Below are 12,826 nucleotides of genomic sequence, written 5' to 3' on the forward strand. Positions count from 1 at the left end.
CCGGGGCAGAAGGAAGGGATAGGCATGACCGAGACCGCCGGAGCACGTGCAGGTGCCCGCAGGGCCGCCAAGGGCAAGGGGGTGAAGATCGAGCGGATCTACACCACCCCCGGTGTCCACCCCTACGACGAGGTGACCTGGGAGAAGCGCGACGTCGTCCAGCAGAACTGGAAGACCGGCGAGACGATCTTCGAGCAGCGCGGGGTCGAGTTCCCCGACTTCTGGAGCGTCAACGCCTCGACGATCGTCACGACGAAGTACTTCCGCGGAGCCGTCGGCACCGAGGCGCGCGAGACCGGGCTCAAGCAGCTCATCGACCGCGTCGTCCTCACCTACGTCAAGGCCGGCAAGGACCACGGCTACTTCGGCTCCGACGAGGACGCCGAGATCTTCGAGCACGAGCTGACCTACGCCCTGCTGCACCAGGTGTTCAGCTTCAACTCGCCGGTCTGGTTCAACGTCGGCACCAAGAGCCCGCAGCAGGTCAGCGCCTGCTTCATCCTCTCGGTCGACGACTCGATGGACAGCATCCTCAACTGGTACAAGGAGGAGGGCTTCATCTTCAAGGGCGGCTCCGGCGCGGGGCTGAACCTCTCGCGCATCCGCTCCTCCAAGGAGCTGCTCTCCTCGGGCGGCACCGCCTCCGGCCCGGTCTCCTTCATGCGGGGCGCGGACGCCTCCGCGGGAACCATCAAGTCCGGCGGCGCCACCCGCCGCGCGGCGAAGATGGTCGTCCTCGACGTCGACCACCCCGACATCGTCGAGTTCGTCGAGACCAAGGCGCGCGAGGAGGACAAGATCCGCGCCCTGCGCGACGCCGGCTTCGACATGGACCTCGGGGGCAAGGACATCACCTCGGTCCAGTACCAGAACGCCAACAACTCGGTCCGGGTCACCGACGAGTTCATGCGCGCGGTCGAGGAGGGCAGCGAGTTCGGGCTGACCTCGCGGATGGACGGGTCGGTCATCGAGACGGTCGACGCCCGTGAGCTCATGGGCAAGATCGCCACCGCGGCCTGGGAGTGCGCCGACCCCGGCATCCAGTACGACGACACGATCAACGACTGGCACACCAACCCCGAGTCCGGCCGGATCACCGCGTCCAACCCGTGCTCGGAGTACATGAGCCTCGACAACTCCTCGTGCAACCTCGCCTCGCTCAACCTCCTGAAGTTCCTGCGCGACGACGACACCTTCGACGCCGTCACCTTCCAGAAGGTCGTCGAGCTCGTCATCACCGCGATGGACATCTCGATCTGCTTCGCCGACTTCCCCACCGAGGCGATCGGCAAGACCACGGTCGACTACCGCCAGCTCGGCATCGGCTACGCCAACCTCGGCGCGCTGCTCATGGCGACCGGGCACGGCTACGACTCCGAGGGCGGGCGCGCGCTCGCCGCGTCGATCACCTCGCTGCTCACCGGCGCCGCGTACAAGCGCTCGGCCGAGCTCGCCGGCGTCGTCGGTGCCTACGCCGGGTACGCCCGCAACGCCGAGGCCCACAAGCGCGTCATGCGCAAGCACGCCGCGGCCAACGACACGATCCGCACGATGCACACGATGGACAAGGACATCCACCGGGTCGCGACCAAGGCGTGGGACGCCGTCGTCAAGACGGGGGAGAAGAACGGCTACCGCAACGCGCAGGCGTCGGTGCTCGCCCCCACCGGGACCATCGGCTTCATGATGGACTGCGACACCACCGGCATCGAGCCGGACTTCTCGCTCGTGAAGTTCAAGAAGCTCGTCGGCGGTGGCTCGATGCAGATCGTCAACCTGACGATCCCGCGGGCGCTGCGCAAGCTCGGCTACACCGAGGAGACGGTCGAGGCGATCGTCGAGTACATCGCCGACAAGGGGCACGTCATCGACGCGCCCGGCCTCAAGCCGGAGCACTACGAGGTCTTCGACACCGCGATGGGTGCCCGGGCGATCTCGCCGATGGGCCACGTGCGGATGATGGCTGCCGTCCAGCCGTTCCTCTCCGGCGCGATCTCCAAGACGGTCAACCTGCCGGAGACGGCCACCGTCGAGGACATCGAGGAGGTCTACGTCCAGGGCTGGAAGCTCGGCCTGAAGGCGCTGGCCGTGTACCGCGACAACTGCAAGGTCGGCCAGCCGCTGTCCGACGGCGGCTCCACCGCCAAGGACAAGGCCGCGGAGGCCGTGAACGCGGCGACGGCCGAGGTCGTCGAGAAGGTCGTCTACCGGCCGACGCGCGAGCGGCTGCCCAAGCGCCGCACCTCGCAGACGACGTCGTTCACCGTCGGTGGTGCCGAGGGCTACCTCACCGCCGGCACCTACGACGACGGCCGCCTCGGCGAGGTGTTCCTCAAGTTCGGCAAGCAGGGCTCCACGCTCGCCGGTGTCATGGACGCCTTCTCGATCGTCACCTCGGTCGCGCTGCAGTACGGCGTGCCGCTGGAGACCTTCGTCGAGAAGTTCACGAACATGCGCTTCGAGCCGGCCGGCATGACCGACGACCCGGACGTGCGGATGGCGCAGTCGCTCATGGACTACGTGTTCCGCCGCCTGGCGCTGGACTACATGGACTTCGACACGCGGTCGTTCATGGGCATCCACACCGCGCAGGAGCGGGCGCGCCAGCTCGAGACCGGCTCGTACGCGCCGGCCACGGAGGAGTCCGACGAGGAGCTCGAGGGCGAGATCGAGGCGCTCTCGGCCGGCATCGGGGCCTCGGCCAAGAAGGCCGACGAGACGACCGCCTCGGCGCCCGCCCCGGCCACCGAGTCCTCCGCCGACGCGGACGCCGCGTCGACGACGGCCTCCGGCTCGGGTGCGGCCTCGGCGCGTGAGGTGTCCGGGGAGATCCACTCCTCGGCCGACCTGCTCGCCGCGTTCGGCAACTCCAAGGCCGCCGACGCCCCGATGTGCATGACCTGCGGGACCAAGATGCGCCCCGCCGGCTCCTGCTACGTCTGCGAAGGCTGCGGGAGCACCTCCGGCTGCAGCTGACAGCCACGCAGGAAGGCCGGGCCCGCCACGACACCGGGCCCGGCCTTCCTGCGTGAGGCGGTGTCGATGGGTGCCGACGGGTGGTGTGCCCGATGGTGCGGAGAGCATCCCCGCGTGGCTGCGTGTGCATTTCCGGGACACGGTCTGGAACTGTGCGTACGTTCGGTGGCATCGGCAACGAGGCCGAAAACGTCTCCCGCGCGACGGAAAGGAGGCGCGAATGCGCTTCATCGCGCCACCGGAGTGGCCGTCCCCGCCGGAGGGTTGGCTGCCGGATCCCGGTTGGGCCCCAGACCCGTCGTGGCCGCCGGCGCCGCACGGTTGGCGCTTCTGGGTGGACGACAGCAACCGGCCGGTCTCCGGGCCGGCCGGGTTGTACGGCGCCACGAGACCTCGCATCACGGGTGGACGAGTCGCCATCGCGCTCTGCTCAGCGATCCTTGGGCTTCTGGTAGGGCTCGGTGCTGGCCACGATGAGGGTGGATCGCGGGTCGACGCTTTGCCGCTCGCTGACCCGGTGGTGTCTGAGCCGACCGTCACGCAGACGCTCACGACGGCCGGCCCGACGGTGACCGCGACGAGAACGGCAACGGCGTCCCCGGCACCCACGGTCACGAAGACGAAGGTCAAAACGGTGACGAAGGTTCGAACCCGAACGGTGCCTGCGGCACCATTGGTCGACCCCGGTTCCGCCTCGGTGTACTACGACAACTGCACCGAGGCCCGTGAGGCGGGGGATACCCCCCTCTACCGCGGCGATCCCGGGTATGCGTCTCACCTCGATCGAGACGGCGACGGTGTCGCCTGTGAGTGAGCGGCAGCGCGCCGAGCTACCTGACCAAGTCGTGGAGGTGGTCTTGGGTACGTGGGTCGGTCGAGAACAGAACGACACCACGCATACCGCGGGTCAGCAGCACCTTGTAGACATTCCGCACCAGGCGGTCGAAGACCTCGTCACTCACCTTGGCGCGGCTCTTGAAGTCGGGGTCCTGGTTGGCGCCACGCACCGAGAGCCACCGGCCGTCACGCCAGACCAGATCGGGACCGAAGATCACACCGGCGTAGTCGTACTCGAAACCCTGGGCGGTGTAGACGCACCCCACCTGGCCGAACCCGGCGGGATCGGTAGCCCATAGCGCGGCGGCTGGAGCGCCGCCCACGGACCGGTCGCCCTTGAGGTTCCATGGTCGTGCCCACTCGCCGACTCGAACGTCCGGCACGAGCGTCCCGTCGCTGCGGGGGTCGCTCCAGGGCCAGCAGTAGCCGGCAGCTATCCGTGCCGAGTATCCGGCCTCGAGTCGAGAGCGCAGCATCGCCTCCATCTCCTCGGGGGAATCTACGACCGAGACCGCGAATGCCGAGTCCCCGCTCCAGGGGGACTCGGCGCCGGGTTCAAGACCGAGAAGGCGCTGGACCCAGTGGACATACGCCTCGGATCCACCGCAGCGGAACTGGTCGGCAAGGTCGATCTCTATGACGTCGAGTCCGCGCGACGAGGCGTGGCCGCGGATATCCTCCACAGTCCCGAGCTCGCCGGGCCGCACGACCTGATACTGGTCGAGGAGGAAGACAGGAACCCTCGCGGCATCGAGGAGCTCGTCAACCTGTGGCCTCCCGGTCCGGTGCTCGGCTCTCGTCCATCGTGAGGCAGACGTCTCGCGGATGCGATGCGCCTCGTCCAGAATCAATGCGTCGAGGTCGTTGGGTACAGCGGTCATGAACGAGTTGAAGTACTGGAACATCTTCTGGACACGAGGTGCGCGTCGACCGGCCACCTTGCGCAGTGTCTGCGTGAACGAACGTGACCCCGTGGCATGAAGAACCGACCGCCCTTGCCGGGTGAGCTCGCCCAACAGGGACAGCGCGATCACGCTCTTCCCGCTGCCGGGGCCACCAGCGACAATGACCGTCGTCTTGGTGTTGCTTCGCCGGGCTCGTTCCACCGCGTGCAGAACGAGGTTGTACGCGTCGCGCTGCTCGTCCAGCAACGTGAACATCTCGCGCTGCTGGACCTCCTCCGCGGCGAGTGCCAGTAGCTGCTTCGACGGCGCGATTCGGCTGTTCATCAGGTGGTCCGCGGCTTCCGCCCCCTCAGCGCCGCGCGCGAAGCGACTCTTCAGGAAGTCCTGAAACTCCCCTCGCCGCTGCCCAGTGAACACTCGGCCGTGGTCGTCGCCCGGGAGCCGGAAGAGATCGTCCACTCCGGAGTCCGTCGCGTTGTGGAGGTATGCGGCGCCGGCGACCGAGTGCGGGTCGTCCGCGAGCGCAGTGGTGAACCCGAGCAAATAGTCGCAGTAGTCGCGCACTTGGAGAGCAGGGTGGGTCACCGGTCGCCCGTGGTACTCCTCAATGGTGACGAGGGTGTCGCTCTGCTCGAAGCGCGTGGCGTGGCTCCACTGCTTCAGCTCGACCACGAGGTACGAGTCCCGACCCGTCTCGGGGTGCCTGCCCGCCAAAACGACGTCGGCGCGCTTGCTCGTGAGCGGCAGCTGGTACTCGATGAGCATCTCGACGTGGTCGAGTCCGGCATCCAAGAGATCGGCGCGGAGTGCAGGCAGGCTGCGCTCCCACGAGCGGCGCTCGGCCGGACTGGCCGACTGGCCGGTGCGGATCGCCATCTGCTCAGCAAGCATCTCGCTCAGGCGGTGCTCGACCGCAGAGAAGCCAATGACAGACGTCCGATAGAGCGTCACGAAGAAGAACCCCAGGCAGCACGAGAAAGACCGTGCGGGTGGGGGCTTGTCCTGACGCGGAAGCCCGTCGGGCCGCTGTTACGCAAGTGACTCTAACGGGGGCGCGCCCGGTACGAGGGGAAGCGGCATACTCGCGGTCGTGTCGGACCTTGAGACCATCCGCGATGCTGCCCGCGCGTTCCGCGAAGAACGGGACTGGGAGAAGTTTCAGGACCCCAAGTCCGTGATGCTGGCACTGGTGGGCGAGGTTGGGGAGCTCGCTGAGCTGATGCAGTGGCTTCCAGCGAATGAGGCACGAGCGCGGTTGCGGGAGGAACCGCTGAGAACGAGAGTGGCGGACGAGATGTCGGACGTGATCATCTATCTCGTGACACTCGCCGACAAGCTTGATGTCGATCTTGGGGCAGCCGCGCTGACCAAGATCGAGAAGTCGGCCCAGAAGCATCCCGCAGCGGCTGTGCGTGGCTCCGCTCCGAGTCGGGGTGTGCGATAGGCCGAGGCCCGCGTCGCCGCGCAGAGCGCGTAGCCCACCGCCCGTCGCGGCAGGCGGACGGAGCATGTCGGAATCACGTACGGCCAGCCCACAACGGGTATAAACGAGTCGAGTCACCGCTCGAAGGCTGCCCCGGGGTGGATCGGGGTGCCGTAACCGCGGCTGTCGGCCGATGTGCCGCTCAGCGAGTTCTGGCTGCGACGCGGACCTTCGACTCGGCACGAGATCCGCAGTCGACCACGTGTGTGGGGAAGGTGCTCGCCGGGAGGGCTGGCCGAGGGGACGGAGGTGGATACCCCCAGGGGTGCGTGCGATGGTGGGGGTGGACCCGTCGGCCGACCGAGGAGGAGACATGACGTACACGCTCGACGCATCGCTGGACCGCCCGTTCGAGGAGGTGCTCGAGGCGACTCGCGGCGCGCTCGCCGACCAGGGCTTCGGCATCCTCACCGAGATCGACCTCGCCGCGACGCTCAAGGAGAAGATCGGCGCCGAGATCCCGCCGCAGGTCATCCTCGGTGCGTGCCGGCCGCCTCTCGCGCACGCCGCGACGCAGGCCGAGCCGTCCATCGGGGTGCTGCTGCCGTGCAACGTCGTCGTGCGGGCGGGGGAGGGCGGCGCCACGCTCGTCGAGGCCATGGACCCCGACGCGATGGTCACCGTCACCGGCAACGAGGCGCTCGCGGAGGTCGCCGCGGATGCGGGCCGGCGGCTGCGGGCGGCGCTGGCGGCGCTCGGCGGCTGACGTTGCTGGCGACGCCTGTGGGGCTCGGCGGACGGCATCATCGCAGGTCAAGGGGCTGTCAGTGGTGGCGTCTAATGTCGTGACATGGACCAGCCGGCAGTTCGTCTCGCGGGGCGCCGCTCCGCGATGGAGGCCGCCCGCACCGCGCTGTCGGGGCTCGCGGAAGTGCTGCACGAGGCCTCCGGCGCCGAGCTGGCCCGGCTGATGTCCCTGGTCGACGAGGTGGGCGCCCAGGCCGGTGCGGCACGGGTGGCCGTCACGGCGGAGGCGCTCGCCCGCGGCGAGGTCGCCGAGTCCGGTGCCACCGCGCACACCTGGGTTCGCGAGCACGCCCCCTCCCTGCGCCAGGGGGGGGCCGGGCACGTCGCGGCGCTCGCCGGCATGCTCACCGAGGGCGGCCCTCCGTGGCAGGACGAGCGCCGAGCCCCCGACCCGGAGACCCCAGTCGGGGTGGTGGCCGCCGGCGTCCTCGACGGCACCGTCTCGCCCTCCCTCGCGACGACTGCCGTGCGCGAGCTCGAGCGCCTCGACGCGCATCTGAGTACCGAGGCCAAGCCCACCGTGGCGCGTGCCCTGCTCGACCTCGGCGTCCAGTGGGGGCCGTCGATGATGCGGCGCCTGCGGCCCCGGCTGCTCGCCGAGTACGGGCTCCCGGGCGAGCTCGACCGCCTCCAGGAGCGGCTCGCACCTGCCGCCCGGCTCTCCGCCCCGGCGGTGGAGTCCGGTGACCTCACCGAGTACCAGCTGCTCATGACGCCCGAGCAGGCCGCCGCGCTCGAGGCCGCCATCGGCCCCCTGAGCGCGCCCGCCCCGAACGACGAGACCGGCGAGCGTGACCTGCGCCCCGCCGGCCAGCGGCGGGTCGAGGCGCTCAGCGAGGTCTGCCGCCGATCGAGCGCCCTCGATGCCGACGCCAGCGGCGGCGACGGTGCCGCGGCCGCGTCCTCCGCCGTCCACGTGACCATCGCGCTGGCCGACCTCGAGGCACGCTCCGGGTGCGGCGAGGTGATGGGCTCCTGCGCCACCGGCGCGGTCCTCTCGCCCGAGGCTCTCCGCCGGATGTGCTGCGAGGCCGACCTCGTCCCGCACGTCCTTGGCACGGCGGGGGAGGACCTCGACCTCGGCCGGGTCGTCCGGCTCTTCACCCGGGCACAGCGGCGGCGCCTGTGGCGGCGCGACGGTGGCTGCACCTACCCCGGCTGCACCGCGCCGGCGGCGTGGACCAGGGCACACCACGTCGTGCACTGGGTCGACGGGGGTCGCAGCGACACCGGCAACGCCGCACTGCTCTGCCAGCGGCACCACTCGTACGTGCACCGCCGACGTCTCGTGGCCGAGGTGCGCCACCGGCCCGACGAGCAGGGGCGCAGCGTCGTGTGGGACCTTCGGCCCGGCAGCTACGACCGACATCTCGAACGGCTGCGTGCCGAACGGGCCCGACCAGGGCCGCGCGGAGCGGACAGCGCCCGCCTCGTCGGAGCGCCCCTGTGACCCGGCACGTTTCGCCGGACGCCGCGTCGACACGGCCCGAGGGGAGAGGGGCCGACCCGACAGGACCTGGCACGGCAGTGACCGGTCTCGCGACCTGCGCCGCCTGCCGCGCGACATCGCCTGATCGTCGCCCGCGCGGCCGCGATGCCTGCGCCTCCGGTTGTCGACCTGCCCGGCCTGTGGTTGGGTGCGAGAGAGCGCTCTCTCAGCGGCGAGAGGGCCCGGCGCGAACGGACCGCGATGACCCGACACCTGCTCCGGCCCCACCAGACCTCCACGCTCCGCCTGCCCCGCCGGCGACCTCGGGGCGGCGCCGCGCGCAGTGGCCGGCTCGCGCGGGGAGTCGCTCTGGCCGCCGCGGTCGGCGCCGTGAGTGCCTCGGCCGCAGCCGTCGCCCCGACCTCCGCGATGGCCACCACCATGTCGGCCACCACCGCGTCGGCCACCACCGCGTCGGTCGCCACCGCGTCGGTCGCCACCGCGTCGGTCGCCACCGCGTCGGTCGCCTCTGCCGCCGCCTCGGCGGACCGGACGCACCCCAGCCCCACCGGTCCAGGCCCCACGCAGCCCGGTCGGGGGCATCACCGCACCTCCTTCGGCGACCACGTCCTCCTCCTCGACCCGAGCATGCCGACGAGCGAGGTCCAGGCCGCGGTCGACCGGATCAGCGACGCCCAGACCGACGACGAGATGGGCACCAGCCGCTGGAGCATCCTCTTCGAGCCCGGCACCTACGGCACCGCCGACGAGCCGCTGCAGATGAAGGTCGGCTACTACACCGAGGTCGCCGGGCTCGGCGCGAGCCCGGACGACGTACACATCAACGGCAAGGTGGAGGTCTACAACCGCTGCCTCGAGGACGACGGCACGAGCAACTGCATCGCCCTGAACAACTTCTGGCGCACCCTGAGCAACCTGACGATCGACGTCAACGGCGCGGGGCAGGACGACTGCCGCCAGTCCGCGAACTTCTGGGCGGTCTCGCAGGCGGTCTCCATGCGCCGGGTCGCGGTGCACGGCGGGACCCTCTCCCTCATGGACTACTGCACCGCCGGCCCGCAGTACGCCAGCGGCGGGTTCATCGCCGACTCCTCGGCCGAGACCGTCGTCAACGGCTCCCAGCAGCAGTGGCTGACCCGCAACAGCGACGTGGGCAGCTGGAGCAACGCCGTCTGGAACCAGGTGTTCTCCGGCGTGCAGGGTGCCCCCGACGACGCGACCTTCCCGGACCCGCCGTACACGACCCTGGAGACCACGCCGGTCAGCCGCGAGAAGCCCTTCCTCGTCCTCGAGCGTGGCCGCTGGGCCGTGCGCGTCCCCTCGGCCCACACCGACACCCGCGGCACCAGCTGGGCGGCCGACGAGACCGCGGGACGCACGCTGCCGCTCTCGGCCTTCTACGTCGCCCACCCAGGTGACTCCGTCCGGACCATCAACGCCCAGCTCGCCCGAGGGCGCCACCTCCTGCTCACCCCCGGCGTCTACGACGTCGCGCGCAGCATCGAGGTGCGGCGGCCGGGCACCGTGGTCCTCGGGATGGGGCACGCCACCCTCACCGCCCGCAACGGCTCCACGCCCCTGCGCGTCGCCGACGGCCCCGGCACCGTCGTCGCCGGCGTCACCATCGACGCGGGCGAGCGGCTCTCCTCCTCCCTGCTCGAGGTCGGCCGGCACGACCGCGGCCGGGGAGGCTGGGCCTCGCACCGCGGCTCCTCGGCGCGCGACCCCCTGACGCTGAGCGACGTGTACTTCCGCGTCGGCGGCCCGCACGTCGGCAAGACGCGGGTCGCCCTGGAGATCGACGCCGACCACGTCCTCGTCGACCACACCTGGGTGTGGCGCGCCGACCACGGCGTCGAGGACTTCAGCGGCGGTGCCCTCGGCGACGACGAGCGCTGGGTGACGAACATCGGCACCACCGGCGTCGTCGTCAACGGCGACGACGTGACCGCCACGGGCCTGTTCGTCGAGCACTTCCAGCGGCACAACACCGTCTGGAACGGCGAGCGGGGCCGCACCGTGCTCTACCAGAACGAGCTGCCCTACGACCCGCCGAGCCAGGCCGACTGGACCCAGCCGGACGGCACCCTCGGCTACGCCGGCTACCTCGTGGCCGACGACGTCCGCACCCACGAGCTCTGGGGCGGCGGCTCCTACGTCTACAACCGCAACGACCCCGACATCGTCACCGAGCACGGGTTCCAGGTACCCCGGACGCCCGGCGTGCGCCTGCACCACCTGCTCACCGTCAACCTCGGGGCCGGCACGATCCGGCACGTCGTCAACGACACCGGCGCCCAGGTCGACAACAGCAACACCGGCACGCCCGCCTACGTCGCCGAGTACCCGTGACCGGCACGGACGCCGCCCGCTGACCCGCGGGAGCTGCCGGCCGCCGAGGACGGGCTCAGGCGCTCTCGCGGGCGACGAGCTCGACGCCGAGGACGATCCCCGGCCCGTCGTGCCTGCCGTGCAGCTCGGGCATTGGCTCGGCCACCTCGCGCCCGAGCCGCGTCAGGAGGTATTGCGCCATGAGACGGCCCTGGTCGAGGGTCCGCTGGCGCACCGTCGTCAGCGGGGGAGCGGCCACGGCGGCGACGTCCGCGTCGTCGAAGCCGACGACCGCCACGTCGCGCGGTACCTCCAGGCCACGTCCGCGCAGCACGGTCAGCGCGCCGAGGGCCATCAGGTCGTTGGCGACGACGATGCCGTCCAGGTTGGGGCGCCGGGCAAGCAGGCGCTCGGTCGCCGCCGCGCCGCCCGTCGTCGTGAAGTCGCCGACCTCGACCAGGTCCGGGTCGAACGCGCCGCCGAGGCCCTCCCGGAACCCGATGAGCCGGTCCACTCCCGCGGACATGTCCTGCGGCCCGGCGACCGACGCGACCCGGCGGCAGCCCCGTGCCAGCAGGTGGCCCGCGGCGATCCGCCCGCCGGTGACGTTGTCGTTGTCGACGTAGGGGACCTCGCCGTGCGGCGTCATCGGCCGCCCCCCGACGACGACCGGCAGCCCCGAGCCGGCCGCGACCCCGACGACGTCGCGCGAGTCGTGCTCGGAGATGACGAGGATGCCGTCGAGGTGCCCGCCACGCACGAAGCCGGCCAGCCGCTCCAGGTCCTCCTCGCTCTGGACCATCGAGAGCACCAGGTGCAGCCCCGAGCGCGCGAGCTCCTGCCCGGCCCCCCGGGTCACCGCGGCGAAGAACGGGTCGCCGAAGACGCGCGTCGTGGACTCGGCGGCGACGAGCGCGACCGTCTCGGACCGGCGCGTCATCAGCGACCTGGCGGCCCGGTTGGGTACGTACCCAAGGTCGGTGACCGCGCGGCGCACCTGGGTGGCGAGCGCCTCGTCGACCGTGCTCGAGCCGTTGACGACCCGCGAGACGGTCGCCCGGGAGACGCCGGCGTGGGCGGCGACCTGGTCGAGGGTCGGCCGCTCCGGCTGCCCCCTCACGTGCTCACCCGCAGCGGCATGCGGCAGATGCTAGCCGGGACAGGGCGAGGCCCCGGTCGGGTGACCGGGGCCTCGGGGGTGCTGCAGTGACGGCAGCTGGTGTCAGGCGCTGGCGGGGATCCGCTCGGCGGCCGGGTAGTCGGTGCTGTTGACCTTGCTGGCGTGCCGCAGGCCGAGGATGCCGAGGACGAGCATCACGGCCGCGCCGACGAAGGCGGCGATGGCGGCCCACATCGCGATGAGGCCGATGGTGCCGAAGGCGTAGGCGTTGAGGAGCATGCCCCGCAGCGTCGTGCCCATGAAGAGGGTCTGGCGCAGCTGACCGAGGTCCTGGGTGGCCTCGGCGGTCGGGTCGGAGGCGACGGCGGCCATGTACTCACCGGAGATCTCCGAGTAGCTCTTGCCACCGGACGACTCGTCCATGTGCGCCTGGATGTAGTAGTCGGCGTAGGCCTTGGCCTGCGCACCGGTGGTGAGCTCCTGGCCGGCGTACTGGCTGAGGTGGTCCTTCATCTCGTCCGTCGTCAGCTGGTCGCCCTCGGGCATGGTGATCTCCTGGGCCGCGAGCTGGTCGTGAACCGTGGAGGTGGCGAAGGTCGACGCCCACGTGAGCAGGCCGCCGGCCACGAGGAGGATGGCCGCAATGATGAGGCCGGTCCAGGAGATGAGCTTGTCGAATGCGCTGCGCATGGTTCTCGAGTCCTTCCGCGGGGCGGGGTAGGAGCCCCGGTGGTGGTGCTGTGGGGGGGTGGTCTTGCGAGTCACAATCTACTACTAGCCGTAGTAGTTGAATAACCACAGCGATGTGGCGTGCGCCACACCGACGACGGCCCCGCGAAGGGCGCGGCGCTGTCGTTCGTCGGAGGGTCCCGAGGGCCCCCGTCGGCCCGGGTCGCCCACAGGCCGCGGTGGTAGTTTCGAGAGCAGATCGGAGACGGCGAGCACGACGACGAGGACGTCGGTGGTGGCCCGCATTC

General features: G+C 70.8%; 9 protein-coding genes. 6 read left to right on the forward strand and 3 right to left on the reverse strand.

The genetic code is table 11. The features are described 5' to 3' along the window. Positions 1–24: 24 nt before the first annotated feature. Complete coding sequence (locus G8D98_RS13525; protein ID WP_166104381.1) at positions 25–2,976, forward strand: vitamin B12-dependent ribonucleotide reductase; 2,952 nt, start codon at positions 25–27, stop codon at positions 2,974–2,976. A 334-nt stretch (positions 2,977–3,310) separates the two neighbouring features. After that, positions 3,311–3,790 (forward strand): excalibur calcium-binding domain-containing protein, encoded by a 480-nt coding sequence (locus tag G8D98_RS13530; protein ID WP_229661947.1) that lies wholly within the window; start codon positions 3,311–3,313, stop codon positions 3,788–3,790. A gap of 16 nt (positions 3,791–3,806) precedes the next feature. Here G8D98_RS13530 and G8D98_RS13535 read toward each other — a convergent pair whose 3' ends face one another. Then, a complete protein-coding gene (locus G8D98_RS13535) occupies positions 3,807–5,669 on the reverse strand; it encodes a DUF2075 domain-containing protein (protein ID WP_229661948.1) in 1,863 nt (620 codons plus the stop codon). Between the two features lie 139 nt (positions 5,670–5,808). Between G8D98_RS13535 and G8D98_RS13540 the strand changes: the two genes are divergently transcribed. The 4 genes from G8D98_RS13540 to G8D98_RS13555 all read left to right on the forward strand — a co-directional run bounded on the left by G8D98_RS13540 (position 5,809) and on the right by G8D98_RS13555 (position 10,750). Continuing rightward, entirely contained in the window at positions 5,809–6,162 is a 354-nt protein-coding gene (locus G8D98_RS13540) for a nucleotide pyrophosphohydrolase (RefSeq protein ID WP_166104385.1), read from the forward strand. Positions 6,163–6,514: 352 nt separating this feature from the next. Further along, positions 6,515–6,907, forward strand: coding sequence for a DUF302 domain-containing protein (locus tag G8D98_RS13545; protein ID WP_166104388.1), 393 nt, complete (start codon positions 6,515–6,517; stop codon positions 6,905–6,907). Positions 6,908–6,991: 84 nt separating this feature from the next. After that, positions 6,992–8,398: an HNH endonuclease signature motif containing protein gene (locus G8D98_RS13550; RefSeq protein ID WP_166104391.1), complete on the forward strand. Its 1,407-nt coding sequence runs from the start codon at positions 6,992–6,994 to the stop codon at positions 8,396–8,398. A 420-nt stretch (positions 8,399–8,818) separates the two neighbouring features. Next, on the forward strand, positions 8,819–10,750 hold the full coding sequence (locus G8D98_RS13555; RefSeq protein WP_229661949.1) for an adenylyl cyclase: 1,932 nt from the start codon (positions 8,819–8,821) through the stop codon (positions 10,748–10,750). 55 nt (positions 10,751–10,805) lie between these two features. Here the strand turns inward: G8D98_RS13555 and G8D98_RS13560 are convergent, their stop codons facing one another. Then, positions 10,806–11,849 carry a LacI family DNA-binding transcriptional regulator gene (locus G8D98_RS13560; protein WP_166104397.1) on the reverse strand — a complete coding sequence of 348 codons (1,044 nt, stop codon included), beginning with the start codon at positions 11,847–11,849 and terminating at the stop codon, positions 10,806–10,808. Positions 11,850–11,951: 102 nt separating this feature from the next. Further along, entirely contained in the window at positions 11,952–12,539 is a 588-nt protein-coding gene (locus tag G8D98_RS13565; RefSeq protein ID WP_166104399.1) for a hypothetical protein, read from the reverse strand. Between the last annotated feature and the right edge of the window lie 287 nt (positions 12,540–12,826).

The organism is Phycicoccus endophyticus, assembly GCF_011326735.1.
Classification (GTDB): Bacteria; Actinomycetota; Actinomycetes; order Actinomycetales; family Dermatophilaceae; genus Phycicoccus; species Phycicoccus endophyticus.